Source organism: Streptomyces hundungensis (assembly GCF_003627815.1).
GTDB lineage: Bacteria > Actinomycetota > Actinomycetes > Streptomycetales > Streptomycetaceae > Streptomyces > Streptomyces hundungensis_A.
On the sequence record NZ_CP032698.1, the window covers coordinates 4,983,399 to 5,001,843 of the forward strand.

Annotated in this window: 16 protein-coding genes and 1 tRNA gene; 12 read left to right on the top strand and 5 right to left on the bottom strand. The window is 71.5% G+C overall.

All coding sequences use genetic code 11. The features are described from left to right. Positions 1–56 precede the first annotated feature (56 nt). Together DWB77_RS22190 and DWB77_RS22195 are read right to left on the bottom strand one after the other, a co-directional pair. Positions 57–1,328: an MFS transporter gene (locus DWB77_RS22190; RefSeq protein ID WP_120722911.1), complete on the bottom strand. Its 1,272-nt coding sequence runs from the start codon at positions 1,326–1,328 to the stop codon at positions 57–59. A 294-nt stretch (positions 1,329–1,622) separates the two neighbouring features. Next, complete coding sequence (locus DWB77_RS22195) at positions 1,623–3,197, bottom strand: potassium/proton antiporter (protein WP_120722912.1); 1,575 nt, start codon at positions 3,195–3,197, stop codon at positions 1,623–1,625. A gap of 243 nt (positions 3,198–3,440) precedes the next feature. On the opposite strand from DWB77_RS22195, the gene DWB77_RS22200 reads away from it, so the two are divergent. Beyond that, positions 3,441–6,194, top strand: coding sequence for a penicillin acylase family protein (locus tag DWB77_RS22200; RefSeq protein WP_120722913.1), 2,754 nt, complete (start codon positions 3,441–3,443; stop codon positions 6,192–6,194). 8 nt (positions 6,195–6,202) lie between these two features. Here DWB77_RS22200 and DWB77_RS22205 read toward each other — a convergent pair whose 3' ends face one another. Further along, complete coding sequence (locus tag DWB77_RS22205) at positions 6,203–6,784, bottom strand: 5-formyltetrahydrofolate cyclo-ligase (protein WP_120722914.1); 582 nt, start codon at positions 6,782–6,784, stop codon at positions 6,203–6,205. A gap of 104 nt (positions 6,785–6,888) precedes the next feature. Between DWB77_RS22205 and galU the strand changes: the two genes are divergently transcribed. The 7 genes from galU to DWB77_RS22240 all read left to right on the top strand — a co-directional run bounded on the left by galU (position 6,889) and on the right by DWB77_RS22240 (position 12,261). Next, entirely contained in the window at positions 6,889–7,791 is a 903-nt protein-coding gene (gene galU, locus DWB77_RS22210; protein ID WP_120722915.1) for a UTP--glucose-1-phosphate uridylyltransferase GalU, read from the top strand. A gap of 5 nt (positions 7,792–7,796) precedes the next feature. Continuing rightward, positions 7,797–9,098, top strand: a complete 1,302-nt coding sequence (gene glp, locus DWB77_RS22215; RefSeq protein ID WP_120722916.1) for a molybdotransferase-like divisome protein Glp — start codon at positions 7,797–7,799, stop codon at positions 9,096–9,098. A gap of 59 nt (positions 9,099–9,157) precedes the next feature. After that, a complete protein-coding gene (moaC, locus tag DWB77_RS22220; protein WP_120722917.1) occupies positions 9,158–9,655 on the top strand; it encodes a cyclic pyranopterin monophosphate synthase MoaC in 498 nt (165 codons plus the stop codon). Continuing rightward, positions 9,652–10,251, top strand: a complete 600-nt coding sequence (locus tag DWB77_RS22225) for a MogA/MoaB family molybdenum cofactor biosynthesis protein (protein WP_120722918.1) — start codon at positions 9,652–9,654, stop codon at positions 10,249–10,251. The genes moaC and DWB77_RS22225 overlap by 4 nt, the downstream gene beginning before the upstream one ends. Beyond that, positions 10,248–10,874 (top strand): GNAT family N-acetyltransferase, encoded by a 627-nt coding sequence (locus tag DWB77_RS22230; RefSeq protein ID WP_120722919.1) that lies wholly within the window; start codon positions 10,248–10,250, stop codon positions 10,872–10,874. Before DWB77_RS22225 ends, DWB77_RS22230 begins: the two co-directional genes overlap by 4 nt. Before the next feature lie 152 nt (positions 10,875–11,026). Further along, positions 11,027–12,112 carry a divisome protein SepX/GlpR gene (sepX, locus tag DWB77_RS22235; protein WP_120722920.1) on the top strand — a complete coding sequence of 362 codons (1,086 nt, stop codon included), beginning with the start codon at positions 11,027–11,029 and terminating at the stop codon, positions 12,110–12,112. A gap of 75 nt (positions 12,113–12,187) precedes the next feature. After that, positions 12,188–12,261: transfer RNA gene (locus DWB77_RS22240), tRNA-Ala, on the top strand. 116 nt (positions 12,262–12,377) lie between these two features. Here DWB77_RS22240 and DWB77_RS22245 read toward each other — a convergent pair. Further along, positions 12,378–12,863, bottom strand: coding sequence for a GNAT family N-acetyltransferase (locus DWB77_RS22245; RefSeq protein ID WP_120722921.1), 486 nt, complete (start codon positions 12,861–12,863; stop codon positions 12,378–12,380). 59 nt (positions 12,864–12,922) lie between these two features. Here DWB77_RS22245 and DWB77_RS22250 point away from each other — a divergent pair, with 59 nt between their 5' ends. After that, the gene (locus tag DWB77_RS22250; protein WP_120722922.1) at positions 12,923–13,726 is read left to right on the top strand and encodes an exodeoxyribonuclease III; all 804 of its coding nucleotides are present in this window, start codon (positions 12,923–12,925) and stop codon (positions 13,724–13,726) included. Positions 13,727–13,782: 56 nt separating this feature from the next. Here DWB77_RS22250 and DWB77_RS22255 read toward each other — a convergent pair whose 3' ends face one another. Beyond that, the gene (locus DWB77_RS22255; protein ID WP_246033903.1) at positions 13,783–14,403 is read right to left on the bottom strand and encodes a MerR family transcriptional regulator; all 621 of its coding nucleotides are present in this window, start codon (positions 14,401–14,403) and stop codon (positions 13,783–13,785) included. Between the two features lie 286 nt (positions 14,404–14,689). Here DWB77_RS22255 and DWB77_RS22260 point away from each other — a divergent pair, with 286 nt between their 5' ends. The 3 genes from DWB77_RS22260 (at position 14,690) to DWB77_RS22270 (ending at position 18,182) form a co-directional block, all read left to right on the top strand. Beyond that, entirely contained in the window at positions 14,690–16,264 is a 1,575-nt protein-coding gene (locus tag DWB77_RS22260) for a flavin-containing monooxygenase (protein WP_120722924.1), read from the top strand. Positions 16,265–16,329: 65 nt separating this feature from the next. Beyond that, a complete protein-coding gene (locus DWB77_RS22265) occupies positions 16,330–17,295 on the top strand; it encodes an alpha/beta fold hydrolase (protein ID WP_246033605.1) in 966 nt (321 codons plus the stop codon). After that, positions 17,292–18,182 (top strand): SDR family oxidoreductase, encoded by an 891-nt coding sequence (locus DWB77_RS22270; RefSeq protein WP_120722926.1) that lies wholly within the window; start codon positions 17,292–17,294, stop codon positions 18,180–18,182. The genes DWB77_RS22265 and DWB77_RS22270 overlap by 4 nt, the downstream gene beginning before the upstream one ends. The last annotated feature ends 263 nt before the right edge of the window (positions 18,183–18,445 follow it).

The following is an 18,445-nucleotide window of genomic DNA, read 5'->3' on the forward strand; positions in this document are numbered from 1 at the left end:
TGGCACTCTCACTCGATGAGTGCTAACGACGGTCCATAGTGACGTATTCCCCGGGATCAGTCCACCGTGACGGGAACACGGTGACCGACGCCACGCGCCACGGTACGTGCCGCCGGGCGGGGGCTGAGCCGCGAGCGCAGCGCGAGCAGCGTCACCAGGGCCAGCGCGGTGCCCCCCAGCGGCACCAGGAAACCGGCGGTCGAACCGTGGGCGTCGGTCAGGCGTCCGGCGACCGTGACGGCGGCGGCCTGGCCGAGCGCGACGGCGCCCGTCAGCCAGGTGAACGCCTCGGTGCGGGAGGTCGAGGGGACCAGCGACTCCACCAGGGTGTAGCCGGTGATCAGGGCGGGCGCGATGCACAGGCCGACGATCAGGCCGAGGCCGCCGAGCAGCAGGGCCGAGTGCGCCGCCCACAGTCCGGAGGCCGCCAGGGTCAGCGCGGCGTATCCGGCGATCAGCCGGGTGCGGGGCGCGGACTTCCAGGCGATGGCGCCGCAGGCGATGCCCGCCAGCATGTTTCCGGCGGCGAAAACGCCGTAGAGGACGCCGTTGATGCCGGGGTTGCCGATCTCTTCCGCGAAGGCGGTGAGCGACACCTGCATGCCGCCGAAGACCGCGCCGATGCCGAGGAAGGCCATCGCCAGGACGCGTACGCCCGGGATGGACAGCGCGGAGGTGTGCTCGGACTGCTCCAGTTCGGCGGCGCTGCGCACCGGCGGCTGGGTGGTGCGGCGGGCGGCGAACAGAAGGCCGCCGATCAGGGTCAGCGACGCTTCGGCGATCAGGCCGGCCGCCGGGTGCACGCCGGTGCACAGGGCGGTGGCGAGGACCGGGCCGATGACGAAGGTGAACTCGTCGGTCACGGACTCGAAGGCGGCGGCGGTCGCCATCAGGGGCGAGCCGTCCAGCTTGTGGGCCCAGCGGGCCCGCACCATGGGGCCGACCTGGGGGACGGAGGCGCCGGTGGGCACGGCGGCGATGAACAGCGCCCACAGGGGCGCGCCGGCCAGCGCGAGCGCCGTCAGCACCGACACCGAGGCCGCGTGGACCAGGACACCGGGCACCAGCACGGCGCGCTGCCCGAAGCGGTCGGCGAGCTTGCCGCTCTGCGGGGCGAACAGGGCCATGGACACGCCGGTGAAGGCGGCCACGGCGCCGGCGCCGCCGTAGGAGCCGGTGGTGTGCTGGACGAGGAGCAGGATGCCGATGGTGAGCATCGCGAAGGGCTGCCGGGCGGCGAAGCCGGGCAGGAGGAAGGACAGTGCGCCGGGTGTGCGCAGAAGCTGCCCGTAACCGGGCCGCTTGTCAGAAGTGACCGTGGATGCCACGGCCCCTTGCCTTTCTGCCGCCTGGTAGCGCGCCCCATGCACAGGTCTGTGGGTGCGGGCGTTGCCGAGAGCTGTCCTCTTGCGCGGAACTGCGGTAGATGCCGGGGGCTACTGCGGGGAGCTCCCGACCGCCATACGGTCGCGCCAGCTCTGCGTCAGGCAGAGTTGGTCGATCAGTGGTGTGCCTTCATGATACAGAGTCTTGGCACTCCGTGCCTGTGATTCCGCACGGAGTGCCAAGTTTCGTCCTGTGTTTATGCGGCCGTCATACGGTGTGACGAGGGGTGACGCCGCTCAATGTGATGTTCGCCTGGGCTTCACCTTCTGGGCGGGTCGGCTCGTGCCGCCCGTACCCAGCCAGCCGGCGAGCTTGCCGCCCTGGCTGACCGCGCGCAGCCGGGACTCGGCCGCGTCGCGCACCGGATCGGTGGCGACCACCAGGAGTTCGTCCCCGTGGCGCAGCACCGTGGTGGGCCCGGGCACGAAGCTGGTGCCGTCGCGCACCACCAGGGTGACGGCGGCGCCGGGCGGCAGCCTCAGCTCGTGCACCTCGACGCCGTGCATGCGCGAGGTGGGCGGGATCGCCACGGACAGGAGGTGGCCGCGCAGCCGCTCCAGGGGCGCCGATTCGACGCCGAGGTCGGCCGCCTCGTCGGAGTCGGAGAGCTGGAGCTTGCGGGCCAGCCACGGCAGCGTCGGACCTTGGACCAGGGTGTAGACGACGACCAGGATGAAGACGATGTTGAAGACCCGCTCGCTGCCGTCGATCCCGGAGACCATGGGGATGGTGGCGAGGATGATCGGCACGGCGCCGCGCAGCCCCGCCCACGACATCAGGGCCTTCTCCTGCCAGGGCAGGCGGAACGGCAGCAGGCTGAGCAGTACTTCCAGCGGTCGCGCCACCATCGTCAGGACCAGCCCGATGATGACGGCCGGCCAGAAGTCCGCGGCCAGGTTGTGCGGGGTGACCAGGAGGCCCAGCAGGACGAACATGCCGATCTGGGCGATCCAGCCGAGGCCGTCCGCGAAGCCCCGGGTGGCCGGCCAGTGCGGCAGTTTGGCGTTGCCGAGCATCACGGCGGCGAGGTAGACCGCGAGGAAGCCGGAACCGTGGGCCATCGCGCCGGCCGCGTAGGCGGACACGGCGATCGCCATCACCGCGATCGGGTAGAGGCCGGAGGCGGGCAGGGCCACATGGCGGAGTCCGTAGGAGCCGAGCCAGCCCACCGCGAGCCCGATGGAGGCGCCGATGGCCAGCTCCAGGGCTATCTTGCCGACCAGCAGGTACCAGGAGTCGACGGGCCCCGGTGTGGAGAAGGCGACGACCAGGATCACCACGGGGGCGTCGTTGAAGCCGGACTCGGCCTCCAGGACGCCGGTGATGCGCGAGGGCAGCGGCACCTTGCGCAGCACGGAGAAGACGGCTGCGGCATCCGTGGACGACACCACCGCGCCGATGATCAGTGCCTGCCGCCACTCCAGGCCCACCAGATAGTGCGCGCCGGCCGCGGTGACGCCCACGCTCACCGCGACGCCGACGAGCGACAGCATCACGGCCGCCGGCAGAGCCGGCCTGATCTCCTTCCACTTGGTGCCCAGGCCGCCCTCGGCCAGGATCACCACCAGTGCGGCATAGCCGATCACCTGCGTCAGTTCGGCGTCGTTGAACGTGACGTTGAAGATGCCGTCCTGCCCGATCGCGACACCGATGCCGAGATACAGGAGCAGGCTGGGGAGCCCGCTGCGGGAGGAGATGCGCACCGCCGCGACGGCGATGAGCAGGACGAGCGAGCAGATGAGCAGGAGTTCGTTGAGCTGGTGGACAGTCAGTGGCCGATCCTTCCCCTCAGGTGCCGCCGGGCACCCCATGAAAATCGTGCATCCCCAGATGCCTGGTGCGCATCCCGGGGCCCTTCGGGCAACCGAGCGAAAGGTTTCGGCACCCCAAGGTACTTCGTTACCTTACCTAATCTTTGACGCGTTCTTTACGCGCGGGGCCGGGCGCGCGAGGCCCCCACGGGCGAACGCGGACACCGCGTCAGGGCCCGTCAGCGGCTGCGCCTATGGTTGCTCCCAGCACTCCTGGACCACCCTGCCCCTCGAAGGACAGCGATGCCCGCCACCACAACCGCCCCTTCCGCCGGTACGACGGCCGGCAAGACGAGCAGGAAGAGGGGACGCCGCCTCAGGCTGTTCGTCCTCGTCCTGGTGCTGGCGCTGGTCGCGGGCGTCGCCTACGGCGCGTACTGGGGAGTGAGTACCGTGCGCGCCTCCTTCCCGCAGACCACCGGCACCCTCAAGCTCCCCGGCCTCACGGGCGAGGTCGAGGTCAAGCGCGACGACTACGGCGTCCCGCAGATCTACGCCGGCAGCGACGCGGACCTCTTCATGGCCCAGGGCTATGTCCAGGCCCAGGACCGCTTCTGGGAGATGGACGTCCGCCGCCATCTGACCTCGGGCCGGCTCTCGGAGATGTTCGGCAGCGGCCAGGTCGACACCGACGCCTTCCTGCGCACCCTGGGCTGGCGCAAGGTCGCGCAGCAGGAGTACGACAGCCGGCTGTCGCCCCCCACGAAGAAGTACCTCCAGGCGTACTCGGCGGGGGTGAACGCGTACCTCAAGGGCAAGGACGGCAAGGACATCTCCGTCGAGTACGCGGCGCTCGGCTTCACCAACGACTACGCGCCGGAGTCCTGGTCGCCCGTCGACTCGGTGGCCTGGCTCAAGGCGATGGCCTGGGACCTGCGGGGCAACATGCAGGACGAGATCGACCGCTCCCTGATGACGAGCCGGCTCAACCCGCAGCAGATCAAGGACCTGTACCCGGCGTATCCCTCCGCCACCCACCGCCCCATCGTCGACCAGGGCTCGTACAACAAGGCGACCGGCAAGTTCGACCCCCAGCGCGCGGCCACGGCCTCCGACGGGGCCTCGGGCAGCGCTCAGGACGCCCTTCAGGGGATGCAGAGCCAGCTCTCGGCGCTCTCCGACACCCTCGACAAGATCCCCTCACTGCTCGGCCCCAATGGCAGCGGCATCGGCTCCAACTCCTGGGTGGTGTCGGGCAAGTACACGACGACCGGGATGCCGCTGCTCGCCAACGACCCGCACCTGGCGCCGATGATGCCCTCGCTCTGGTACCAGATGGGCCTGCACTGCCGGACGCTCTCCAGCACGTGCTCCTACGACATGGCGGGCTACACCTTCTCCGGCATGCCCGGCGTGATCATCGGCCACAACCAGGACGTCTCCTGGGGGTTCACCAACCTCGGCGCCGACGTGACGGACCTGTACCTGGAGAAGATCTCCGGGTCCAGCTACCTCTACGACAACCAGGAGAAGCCCCTCGCCACCCGCGAGGAGCTCATCAAGGTGGCCGGCGGCCCCAACAAGACCATCACGATCCGCGAGACCAACAACGGGCCCCTGGTCTCCGACCGCGACGACGAGATGGCGAAGGTCGGCCAGAAGGCCCCCGTCGACACCGCGGCCCCCGACCGGGGCGCCGGTTACGCGGTCGCCCTGAAGTGGACGGCGCTGGAACCCGGCAAGTCCATGGACGCCGTCTTCGCGCTCGACAAGGCAAGCGACTTCAAGTCCTTCCGGGCCGCCGCCAAGGACTTCGAGGTCCCCTCGCAGAACCTCGTCTACGCCGACACCAAGGGCAACATCGGCTACCAGGCCCCGGGGAGGATCCCGGTGCGCGCCGACGGCGTCGACGGCACCCTGCCCGCCCCCGGCTGGGACTCGAAGTACACGTGGAAGAAGGGCGCCATCCCCTTCGACGCGCTGCCCTACGAGTACAACCCCAAGCGCGGCTTCATCGTCACCGCCAACCAGGCCGTGATCGACGAGAAGAAGTACCCGTACCTGCTCACCAAGGACTGGGGCTACGGCACCCGCAGCCAGCGGATCAACGACCTCATCGAGTCGAAGACCAAGGGCGGCGGGAAGATCTCCACCGAGGACATGCAGAAGATGCAGATGGACAACAGCAGCGAGATCGCCGCGCTGCTGACGCCCGCCCTGCTGAAGATCGACGTGCCCGACCCGTCGGTGCGCGAGGCGCAGAAGCTCCTGGAGGGCTGGGACTACACCCAGGAGAACGACTCGGCGGCCGCCGCCTACTTCAACGCGGTATGGCGCAACGTCCTGAAGCTGGCCTTCGGCAACAAGCTGCCCAAGGAGCTGCGGCCCAAGGGCGAGTGCCTGTACGTGACGCCGCCGGCCGGCACCGGCCCGGTCGACGACCCCGACCAGAAGGTCTGGGAGTGCGGCGAGCGCGACGGCGACTCGGCGCAGCCCGACGGCGGCGACCGCTGGTTCGAGGTCGTGCGCAAGATCTTCAACGACCAGAACAACACCTGGTGGAAGGCGCCGGGGACGCGTCTGGACAAGGCCACCACCACCCGTGACCAGCTGCTGGCGCGGGCCATGAAGGACGCCCGCTGGGAGCTGACCGCCAAGCTCGGCAAGGACACCACGAGCTGGACGTGGGGCCGGCTGCACCAGCTGATGCTGAAGAACCAGACCCTCGGCACCGAGGGCCCCGGCTTCTTGCAGTACGTCCTCAACCGCGGCCCGTGGAACCTCGGCGGTGGCGAGGCCGCCGTCGACGCCACCGGCTGGAACGCGGCGAGCGGTGACTACGGCGTCACCTGGGTGCCCTCGATGCGGATGGTCGTCAACCTCAAGGACTTCGACAAGTCCAAGTGGATCAACCTCACCGGTGCTTCGGGCCACGCCTACAGCGCGCACTACTCGGACCAGACCGAGAAGTGGGCCAAGGGCGAGCTCCTCGACTGGTCGTTCAGCGGCCGGGCGGTGGACGGCTCGACCGTCGACACCCTCAAGCTGACGCCCTAGGCCGGGCCTCACACGGCGAAGCGCGTCACCCCGTAGGGGGTGACGACGGCTTTCACGGGGTGGTCGTGCGGTTCCTCCGGGACCCGCGCGACCACCTCGTTCGCGTACAGGAGCACCACCAGGAAGGGGTCCGCCCCCGACGCCTGGATGCGGGCGAGCACCCGGTCGTAGGAGCCGCCGCCGCGGCCGAGCCGCATACCGCGCGCGTCCACGGCGAGACCCGGCAGCAGCACCGCGTCGGCGGCCGTCACGGCGTGCGGGCCCAGGCGCGCACCGTCGGGTTCCAGCAGTCCGCGCCCGGCCGGAACCAGTCGCTCGGGGCTCACATAGGGGGCCCAGTCCAGGTCGTTGTCCGGCAGCAGCACCGGCAGCAGAACCCGTACGCCCCGGGCGTGCAGGGAGTGGACCAGGGCGCGGGTGCCGGGCTCGCTGCCCACCGACAGGTAGGCGGCCACCGTGCCGGCCGTCGCGAGTTCGGGCAGGGCCAGCGCCCGGTCGGCCAGCGCCAGGGACGCCGCGCGCAGTTCGTCGTCGGTGAGCTGCTTCCTGGCGTCGAGAAGCCCCCGCCGCAAGAGGGCCTTTTCGGACATCTGATGACTCACGGTCTGTCTGTAATCCCCTCAAATGCACGGGTAAGAGAGCGAATTCACCGGAGAACAATCATCCGCACATACCCAGCGGATAGGGTGCCCGCATGACTCAGTCGCCCCCACGGATCACCAAGGCTGTCATCCCCGCGGCCGGGCTCGGCACCCGGTTCCTTCCGGCTACGAAGGCCACCCCGAAGGAAATGCTGCCGGTGGTGGACAAGCCGGCCATCCAGTACGTGGTGGAGGAGGCGGTGGCGGCGGGCCTGTCGGACGTCCTCATGGTGACCGGTCGCAACAAGCGTCCCCTGGAGGACCACTTCGACCGCAACTACGAGCTGGAGTCGGCGCTGACCCGCAAGGGCGACGCGGACCGGCTCGCCAAGGTGCAGGAGTCCAGCGACCTGGCCACCATGCACTACGTACGCCAGGGGGACCCGCGGGGCCTGGGCCACGCGGTGCTGTGCGCCGCCCCGCACGTGGGCCGCGAGCCCTTCGCGGTGCTCCTCGGCGACGACCTGATCGACGCCCGCGACCCGTTGCTCTCGCGGATGGTGGAGACCCAGGAGCACGAGGGCGGCAGCGTGATCGCGCTCATGGAGGTCGATCCGGAGCAGATCCACCTCTACGGCTGCGCGGCCGTCGAAACCACCGCCGAGAGTGATGTCGTGCGGGTCACCGGGCTCGTCGAGAAGCCCGAGCCGGCCGAGGCGCCCTCCAACCTCGCGGTCATCGGCCGCTACGTCCTGGACCCGGCCGTCTTCGACGTGCTGCGCACCACCCGGCCCGGCCGGGGCGGCGAGATCCAGCTCACCGACGCCCTCCAGCAGATGGCCGCCGACGAGTCGATCGGCGGCCCGGTGCACGGCGTCGTCTTCAAGGGCCGTCGCTATGACACCGGTGACCGCGGAGACTACCTGCGCGCCATTGTCAGACTGGCGTGCGAACGTGAAGACCTGGGCCCCGACTTCAAGGCCTGGCTTCGCCGGTACGTCACCGAGGAGATGTAGGACGCGTGAGCAACACGATCTGGTCGGTCGACGAGCACCTGGACGACATCCTCGCCGCGGTCAGGCCGCTCGAACCCATCGACCTGCAACTGCCCGACGCCCAGGGCTGCGTCCTCGTCGAGGACGTCACGGTGGCCATGGCCCTGCCGCCCTTCGACAACAGCTCGATGGACGGATACGCGGTGCGCGTCGCCGATGTCGCGGGCGCCAGCGAGGAGTTCCCCGCGGTGCTCACCGTCATCGGTGACGTCGCCGCGGGCAGCGACGCACTGCCCACCGTGGGCCCCGGCCAGGCCGCCCGGATCATGACCGGCGCCCCGCTGCCCCCCGGCGCCGAGGCCGTCGTCCCCGTGGAGTGGACCGACGGCGGGGCCGGCCAGGGCGCCGCCACCACCATGCGCCCGGCGGGAGACGCCCCCGAAGGGGCGAGCGGCCAGGTGCGGGTGCACCGCGCCGCCGACGCCCGCGCCCACGTCCGCGCGCGCGGCAGCGACGTCCAGGTCGGCGACCTCGCCCTGCGCGCCGGCACCGTGCTCGGCCCGCCCCAGATCGGGCTGCTCGCCGCCATCGGGCGCGGCACCGTCAAGGTGCGGCCGCGTCCGCGCGTGGTGGTGCTGTCCACGGGGAGTGAACTGATCCAGCCCGGCGAGGAGTTGAGGGAGGGTCAGATCTATGACTCCAACAGCTTCGCGCTGGCCGCCGCCGCCCGGGACGCGGGGGCCATCGCCTATCGCGTCGGCGCCGTCACCGACGACGCGGCGGTGCTGCGCGACACCATCGAGGACCAGCTGATCCGCGCCGACCTGCTGGTCACCACCGGCGGGGTCAGCGTCGGCGCGTACGACGTCGTCAAGGAGGCGCTGTCCTTCTCCGGCGACCAGGACCAGCCGGGCAGCGGCGTCGACTTCCGCAAGCTGAAGATGCAGCCGGGCAAGCCCCAGGGCTTCGGCTCGATCGGCCCCGATCACACCCCGCTCCTCGCGCTGCCCGGCAACCCGGTGTCCTCCTACGTCTCCTTCGAGCTGTTCGTGCGCCCCGCGATCCGCACCCTGATGGGCCTCGACGACGTCCACCGGCCCACCGTGCGCGCCGTCCTCAAGAGCGGCAAGGCGCTGAGCTCGCCCGCGGACCGGCGCCAGTTCCTGCGCGGCCGCCACGACGCCGATGCGGGCACCGTCAGCCCCGTCGGCGGCGCGGGATCGCATCTGATCGCGGCGCTCGCGCTCGCCGACTGCCTCATCGTGATCCCCGAGGAGACCACCTCGGCGGAGCCCGACAGCGAGGTGGACGTGATCCTGCTCGGCTGAGTGACGGCCGGTGGGGGTACGGTGTCTGCCCACAGAAGCCGTACCGGGAGCGCCACCGAATGAGTACGACGCACAGCAGGCTCACGCACCTCGACGAGGCGGGCGCGGCCCGCATGGTCGACGTGTCCGAGAAGGACGTCACCGCACGCACCGCCCGCGCGAGCGGCCGCGTGCTCGTCTCGCCGCGTGTGGTGGAGCTCCTGCGCGGCGAGGGCGTGCCCAAGGGCGACGCGCTGGCCACCGCCCGCATCGCCGGGATCATGGGCGCCAAGCGCACCCCCGACCTCATCCCGCTGTGTCACCCGCTCGCGGTCTCCGGCGTGAAGCTGGACCTGTCGGTCACCGACGAGGCGGTGGAGATCCTCGCGACGGTCAAGACCACCGACCGCACGGGCGTCGAGATGGAGGCGCTGACCGCGGTGTCGGTGGCCGCTCTCACCGTCGTCGACATGGTGAAGGCCGTCGACAAGGCGGCCGTGATCACCGACGTACGGGTCGAGGAGAAGACCGGCGGCAAGTCCGGCCACTGGAACCGGCCCGCGGGGGCCGGAGCGTGACGCCCCCTCAGCCCGGCTCCGCGGCGCCGTCGAGGCCGGGACCGCAGGCGGCGTTCCCCTTCCCGGGCGGCGGCGAAGGGCTCGGCGCGGCCCTGCTCGCGCCGTACGCGGCGCTCGTCGTCACGGCCTCCAACCGGGCCGCCGCCGGGGTGTACGCGGACACCGGCGGGCCGCTTCTGGCCGAGGGCCTCGCCTCGATGGGCTTCACCGTGGACGGGCCGCTCGTGGTGCCCGACGGCGACCCCGTCGGGCAGGCGCTGCGCGCCGGGGCGGCCGCCGGGTACGACGTGATCGTCACCACCGGTGGCACCGGCCTCTCGCCCACCGACCGCACCCCCGAGGTCACCCGCGCCGTCCTCACCTACGACGTGCCCGGCATCCCCGAGGCGATCCGCGCCGAGGGCCTGGCCAAGGTCCCCACCGCCGCCCTCTCGCGGGGTCTGGCCGGGGTGGCCGGCACCACCCTGATCGTCAATCTGCCGGGCTCCGCCGGCGGCGTACGCGACGGACTCGCCGTCCTGGAGCGGATCCTGCGGCACGCCGTGGACCAGATCCGCGGCGGCGACCACCCCAGACCCGCGGGGAGCCCGAGCTGAACGTTCCTTCCTGGCCGGTCGAGCTCGCGGAGGGCGATGTGGTCCTGCGGCCCATAAAGCTGCGCGACCAACGGGCCTGGCGCGACGTCAACCGGCGCAACCGGGAGTGGCTGCGGCCCTGGGAGGCGACGATCCCGCCGCCCGCGCCCGGCGCGCCGTTCGCCCAGCGCCCCACCTACCGCCAGATGGTCCGCCACCTGCGGGCCGAGGCCAACGCGGGCCGCATGCTGCCGTTCGTCATCGAGTACCAGGGCCGTCTGGTCGGCCAGTTGACGGTCGCCGGGATCACCTGGGGCTCCATGTGCTCGGGCCATGTGGGGTACTGGGTGGACCGGGAGGTGGCGGGCCGGGGCGTGATGCCGACGGCCGTCGCGCTCGCCGTCGACCACTGCTTCCGCGCGGTCGGCCTGCACCGCATGGAGGTGTGCATTCGCCCCGAGAACGGGCCGAGCCGCCGGGTGGTGGAAAAGCTCGGTTTCCGCGAGGAGGGGCTGCGCCCGCGCTATCTCCACATCGACGGCGCCTGGCGCGACCATCTGGTGTACGCGCTGACCGCCGAGGAGGTTCCCGACGGTCTGCTCGCCCGGTGGCGGCGGGCGCGCCAGTCCCACCACGGTAAATAAGATAAATGTTCGAATTCTATCGGGATCCGGTCCCGTCCTTTCGTCGAACGATCTGAGAAATCACAAAAAAAGCCGGTGATATCAGCCAGATCGTGCGACACACCGGCTCAATTGGCGTATCCCCGCGCGCCCCGGCCTCTACGGTGTGGTGTGTGAGCAGCAGCGGCCTCATCTACGCAGTCATCGTCGGGGCCTGGGCCGCCTACTTGGTGCCGATGTGGCTCCGCAGGCAGGACGAGCTCAATGAGGCCCGTCCGACGGAACGCTTCAGCACCGCCATCCGGCTGCTGTCCGGACGGTCGGCCATGGAGCGCCGGTACGCCAAGGAGCTGCGTCAGCGGGCCATCGAGGAGGCGGAGCCCCAGGCGGAACCCGGGACCCCTCCGGACGCCCCGACCGAACCCCTCGCCACGGCGGGGGAGTCCGTCGGCGCCCCGGACGTCACGGTGCCCCCGGCCCGTTCCCCGCGCCCGGCGCGCCCCCAGTCGCGCCCCGAACGCCCTGAACGCCCGCGCCCCTCCACCACCGCATCGGCCGAGCGCGCCCGGCGCGCGCAGCGCAGCGCGGTGCTCGCCAGGCGCCGGCGCACCACGGTCGTCCTCTTCCTCGCCTTCACGCTCGGCGCGGTCGTGGCGGCGGTCGGCGGGCTCGGCTTCCTGTGGGCGCCGGCCGTTCCGGCCGCCCTGCTGAGCGCGTACATCGTGCATCTGCGGAACCAGGAGCGAAGGCGCTTCGCCTTCACCATGGACCGCCGTCGCGCGGAGTTCGCCGCCCAGCGCCTGCGTGAGAGCCGGCCGCGCGCGCGGGCGACCGCGCCGGGCATCGAGAGCGACGACGAGACGGACTCCCACCACCCCGACCCCGTGCCCGAGCCCGCGCCCGCCCCCGCGCTCTCCCCCCAGGAGGCCGGGCGGCGCGCGCTGGTCGAGCAGACCGACCACCAGGAGTGGGTCGACCAGCAGCGCGAGCGCGGTCCCGCGCGCGGTGCCAGCTGGGATCCGGTGCCGGTCCCGCTGCCCACCTACGTCACCGCTCCGGTCGCCCCGCGCGCCACCGGCAGCATCGACCTGGGCGCCCCGGACACCTGGTCCTCGGCCCGCTCCTCGACGGCCGACCCCACCCCGCCCCCGCCCACCGCCGACCCGCCCCCCAGACAGCGCTCGGGCTCAAGTCGCCACCGCACCCCGCTCTTCGACCAGTACGCGGACGACGACCGCCCCCGGGCCGCCAACGAATGACGCCTCTCACGCTGACCTGGGAGGAACGGATTTCCAACCACTCCCTTCCGGGTGCTAAGGTTTCACTCGTTGCAAGGGCCTGTGGCGCAGTCCGGTAGCGCACCTCGTTCGCATCGAGGGGGTCAGGGGTTCGAATCCCCTCAGGTCCACAACAGGGAAGAGCCCCAGTCGGAGAAATCCGACTGGGGCTCTTCCCGTGCGTCCGGGGCGTGTGTCGGGGCGTGTCGGGTCGTCAGGAATTCCTCAGGAGTCCCTCAGGAGCTCTTCAGGAGTCCTGGAGCGGCTTGGCGAAGCAGCGGCTGTTGTCGTAGGTGCGGTAGTGGCCGAACTTGTCGCAGGGCTCGTAACCGGCCGAGGTGTACAGGGTGATGGCCTCGGGCTGTTTGGTGCCGGTCTCCAGGACCATGCGGGTGCGGCCGGCCGCGCGGGCGTCGGCTTCCAGCATCGCCAGGATGCGCCGGGCAAGGCCGAGGCCCCGCGCCTCGGGGACCACGTACATGCGCTTCAACTCGGCGTCGCCGTCGCGGTAGTTCTCCTCGTTGGCGTCCTGGCCGCGCCAGCCGCCGGTGGCCACCGGGCGCTCCTCGGCGTCGTAGGCGAGCAGATAGAGGCCGCGCGGGGGTATGAACATCGAGGCGTCCAGGGGTGTGACATCGCCCTCGTCCCCGTACCGCTCGGCGTATTCGAGCTGGACCTGGTCGTTGAGTTTGACGGCGTCGGGGTGGTCGTAACCGAGGCGACGGATAATCATGCGGGATATCGTACTTCTATGCGTGTGGCGGGTGGCGCCCGGGTCGGTAGGGTGCCGGGATGCTCACTGTTACCTCTGTGAATGTAAACGGGCTGCGGGCCGCCGCCAAGAAGGGCTTCGTGGAGTGGCTCGGGGGCACCGGGGCCGACGTGATCTGCCTGCAAGAAGTGCGGGCCGAACCGCACCAGCTGCCCGCCGAGGCCGGGGCGCCCGAGGGCTGGTTCGCCGTGCACGCCCCGGCCGCCGCCAAGGGCCGGGCCGGTGTGTCCCTGCTCACCCGGCGCGAGCCGGACCGGGTGCGGATCGGGTTCGGGAGCGAGGAGTTCGACGGCTCGGGCCGTTACGTCGAGGCGGACCTGCCCGGCGTCACCGTGGCCTCCCTCTATCTGCCGTCCGGCGAGGTCGGCACCGAGCGGCAGGACGAGAAGATCCGCTTCATGGCGGAGTTCCTGGAGTACCTCAAGGGGCTCAAGGAGCGGGCCGCCGCCGACGGGCGCGAGGTCGTGGTCTGCGGCGACTGGAACATCGCCCACCAGGAGGCCGACCTCAAGAACTGGAAGGGCAACAAGAAGAACTCCGGCTTCCTGTCCGAGGAGCGGGAGTGGATGACACGGGTCTTCGACGCCGCCGACGGGGGGTACGTCGACGTCATGCGCGCCCTGCACCCGGGGGTCGAGGGCCCGTACTCGTGGTGGTCCTATCGCGGTCGCGCCTTCGACAACGACACGGGCTGGCGCATCGACTACCAGGTCACCACCCCGCGCCTCGCCGAGCGCGCCGTCAAGGGGTTCGTCGAGCGGGCCGCGACGCACGGCGAGCGGTGGAGCGACCACGCGCCGGTGACGGTGGTGTACGACCTCTAGGCCTCGTGGGCCTTCCTGGCCTTGTCGGCCTTGTCGGCCTTGTCGGCCCGCGGGCGTCAGGGCTCCTGAGTCAGCCGTCGGTCCAGGGCCAGGGACAGTTCCGCGTCCACCACCGCCTTGGCCAGCGGGCGCAGGCGGTCGGCGTCCTTCAGGGCGGTGTGGGTGCGCAGGACGTCGGCGAAGAGGGCGGCCAGGGCGTCGGCGTGTTCGCGGACCTCGCGGCCGGCGGCCAGCACATCGGCCAGCGGGACGCCCTCGCGGACCAGGGACGCCGAGACCTCCAGGAGGCGGCGGCTGATGTGGACGATCTCCTCGCCCGACACCGTGACGTAGCCCAGCTCCAGGGCGGCCGCCAGGTTCTCCGGGGTGACCTCGCCCGCGAAGTGGTCCGCCAGCGCCTCCGGAGTCAGGCGTACGGGCGTCTCCTCGGTGGGCTCGACCAGGCCGAGCGCCTCGCCCGCGTCGCGGCCCGACTCGAAGGCCGACGTCAGGTCGGCGATGCCGGACAGGGTGTGGCCGCGCTCCAGGAGCGCCGAGATCGTCCGCAGCCGGGCCAGGTGGTGGTCGTCGTACCAGGCGATGCGGCCCTCGCGGCGCGGCGGCGGGATCAGTCCGCGCTCGCGGTAGAAGCGCAGGGTGCGTTCGGTGATGCCGGCCTTCCGGGCCAGCTCCGCCACGCGGTACTCCCGCGCCTGCCCCGGAGCGGGGTGCGTACGCCCCTCGGTCGTACGCCCCTCGGCCTTGCGTCCCTCGCCCGTCCGTCCCTTGGCCGTGCGGTCCCCGCGCGCACCCTCACTTGCCTCGTCTTCTGCCACCGGCTCAGCCTATGCGGTGCCCGGCGGGTTGTACCGGCGGTAACTTTCCCCGCCCGAACCCCTACCGCTCGGTATGTGACTGCTCTACTCTCCCAACAATGCCAGTGATTGCTGGCAACATCGTGGGACCGACCGTGGAGGCGGTGGCATGGCCCAGCACGAGCATGTACGTGTGGCGGTGATCGGGTCGGGGTTCGGCGGCCTCGGGGCGGCGGTCCGGCTGCGCCGCGAGGGGATCACCGACTTCGTCGTCCTGGAACGGGCCGGCTCCGTCGGCGGCACCTGGCGCGACAACAGCTACCCGGGGTGCGCCTGCGACGTGCCCTCGCACCTGTACTCCTTCTCCTTCGCGCCCAACCCCGACTGGCCCCGCACCTTCTCCGGCCAGGAACACATCCGCGCCTACCTCGACCACGTCGCCGACACCTTCCGGCTGCGCCCGCACATCCGCCTCGACCACGAGGTGACGATGATGCGCTGGGACGCCGAGCGGCTCCGGTGGAAGATCGAGGTCGCGAACGGCACGACCCTGACCGCGGACGTCGTCGTCTCCGCCACGGGCCCCCTCTCCGACCCCAAGACGCCGGAGATACCCGGGCTCGACACCTTCCCCGGCAAGGTGTTCCACTCCGCCCGCTGGGACCACGACTACGACCTGCGCGGCAAGCGCGTCGCCATGGTCGGCACCGGTGCCTCGGCGATCCAGATCGTGCCCGCCGTCCAGCCCGAGGTCGCGCGCCTCACCCTCTTCCAGCGGACGCCGCCCTGGGTCATGCCGCGCATGGACCGCGCGATCAGCGGTGCCGAACGCTGGCTGCACCGCCAGGTGCCCCTCACCGGGGCCGCCCGGCGCGGACTCCTGTGGGGGATTAGGGAGTTGCAGGTCAGCGCGTTCACCAAGCGGCCCAATGAGCTCGGTCTCGTCGAGTCCGTCGCCAAGGCGAACATGGCCCGCGCGATCAAGGACCCGGCCCTGCGCGCCAAGCTGACGCCCGACTACCGGATCGGCTGCAAGCGCATCCTGCTGTCCAGCTCGTACTATCCGGCGCTCGCGAAGGACAACGTCGATGTCGTCGCCTCCGGGCTCACCGAGGTGCGCGGCTCCACCGTGGTGGCGGCCGACGGCACCGAGAGCGAGGTCGACGCGATCATCTTCGGCACCGGGTTCCACGTCACCGACATGCCGATCGCCGACCGTGTCGTCGGCGCCGAGGGGCACACGCTCGCCGAGTCGTGGAAGGACGGCATGCAGTCGCTGCGCGGCGCGACCGCCGCCGGGTTCCCCAACTGGATGACCATCATCGGGCCCAACACCGGCCTCGGGAACTCCTCCATGATCCTGATGATCGAGTCCCAGCTGAACTATCTGGCCGACTACCTGCGGCAGTTGAACGTCCTGGGCGGCCGGGTCGCGCTCACCCCCCGGCCCTCCGCCGTCGGCGCCTGGAACCGGCGGGTGCAGGAACGCATGAAGCGGACCGTGTGGAACACCGGCGGCTGCACCAGCTGGTACCTCGACGCCCAGGGCCGCAACACCACCGTCTGGCCGGGCACCACAGGGGAGTTCCGGCGTGCGACGCGGGAGGTGGACCTCGGCGAGTACGAGGTCGTACGGGCCCGGGCGGCCGAGGCCGGGTCTTCGGTCGGGTCCGCGGCCGAGTTGAAAGCCGAGTCGGAGGCCGTGCGCGACGCGGCTGGAGAGCAAGAGGCGGTGTCCGCATGAGTCAGGCTGGAGCAGGAGCAGGAGCAGGAGCAGGAGCAGGAGCAGGAGCAGGAGCAGGAGCAGCGGTGGGAGCAGGGGCGAGGGCGGGGGTTCGGTCCTGGCGGGAGGGGCCGTACGCGTCGCCGCCCGTCGCCACGCGCGAGGTGCGGGCCCGCTCCGCCGACGGCACCACCCTGCACGTCGAGGTGCACGGGCCGCAGGGCGCGCCCGCCGTCGTCCTGGCGCACGGCTGGACCTGCTCGACCGCGTTCTGGGCGGCGCAGATCCGGGCGCTCGCCGGACCGTGCCGGGTCATCGCCTACGACCAGCGCGGACACGGGCGTACGCCAGCCGCCGAGGTCTGCTCCACCGAGGCGCTCGCCGACGACCTCGAAGCGGTGCTCGCCGCGACGCTCGCGCCGGGCGAACGGGCCGTGCTCGTCGGCCACTCCATGGGCGGCATGACGTTGATGGCCGCGGCCGGGCGGCCCGGTCTGCGCGAACACGCCGCCGCCGTCCTGCTGTGCAGCACCGGCGCCGGACAGCTGGTGGCCGAGTCGCTGGTGCTGCCGCTGCGGGCCGGCCGGGTACGGACCGGGATCACCCGGCGCGTCCTTGGTTCCGGCGCGCCGCTGGGGCCGGTCACTCCGCTCTCCAAGAAGATCCTGCGGTACGCGACGATGGGGCCCGGGGCCGCGCCGGACAGGGTGGAGGCATGCGCCCGCATCGTGCACGCCTGCCCGAGGGGGGCGCGCCAGGCCTGGTCCCATGTGCTGGCCGAGCTCGAAGTCAAGGTACTGATACGGGAGTTGAGGGTGCCCACCGCCGTGGTGGTGGGGAGCGTGGACCGGCTCACGCCGCCCGTGCACGCACGGCGGATCGCGGCCGCGCTGCCCGACTGCCGCTCGCTCGACGTCCTGACGGGCGTCGGGCACATGACGCCCGTCGAGGCGCCCGAATTCATCACCGAGAAGATCCGCGCGCTGGTGGCCGAGCATCTTGCCGCCCCGGCCGCCAACGACGCAGTCGACGCCGAGGAGCGTGCCGTATGAGCAGGGTCAGTCTGGAAGGACAGGTCGCGGTCGTCACGGGGGCGGCCCGGGGCGTCGGCGAACTCCTCGCCCGCAAGCTGTCGGCGCGCGGCGCCAAGGTCGCGCTCGTCGGGCTCGAACCCGACGAACTCAAGCGGGTCGCAGCGCGGCTGCACACCGAGGCCGAGTCCTGGTACGCGGACGTCACCGACCACGAGGCGATGGCGCGGGTCGCCGTCGAGGTCAAGGAGCGGTTCGGGAAGGTCGACCTCGTCGTCGCCAACGCGGGAGTCGCCTCCGGCGGGCCGTTCGTCGACTCCGACCCCGCCGCCTGGCGCCGGGTCATCGAGGTCAACCTCATCGGCGGGGCGGTCACGGCGCGCGCCTTCCTGCCCGTACTGATGGAGTCGCGCGGCTACTTCCTCCAGATCGCCTCGCTCGCGGCGATCACCCCGGCGCCCATGATGACGGCGTACTGCGCCTCCAAGTCCGGGGTCGAGGCGTTCGCGCACAGCCTGCGGGCGGAGGTCGGCTACAAGGGGGTGCGGGTCGGGGTCGGGTATCTGTCGTGGACCGACACGGACATGGTGCGGGGGGCGGACCAGGACGAGGTCATGCGCGAGCTGCGGTCGCGGCTGCCGTGGCCGTCGAACCGGACGTATCCGCTCGGGCCGGCCGTCGACCGGATCGTCGCGGGGATCGAGCGGCGGTCCTCGCATGTGTACGCGCAGTGGTGGTTGCGGGGGATGCAGTCCGTGCGGGGGTATTTGCCGGGGGTCATCGCGGGGGTGGGGCAGCGGGAGATGCGGCGGTTTGAGCCGCGGCTTTCGTCTGTGGGGCGGGGGTTGGTCGGGGCGGGGGGTGCCGCCGACGAGGCCGCCCACCCCTCCACCTCCCCGCACCCCTGACCCCGGGGCCCCTGGGGCTCCGCCCCAGCCCCCAACGCGCTTGCCCACCCACCCACCCGTGACGGGGGTTGGTTGGTTCCGGCCCCTGGGGCTCCGCCCCAGACCCCGAGGCGCCTTCCCCACCCACCCACCCGTGCAGCGGGTTGAACCGGCTGAGCCCCTGGGGCTCTGCCCCAGACCCCGTATCGCGCCTTAAGGGCGCTCGTCCTCAATCGCCGGACGGGCTGAGGTGGCCGATGCGGGCCAGCACCGAGTAGCTAGGG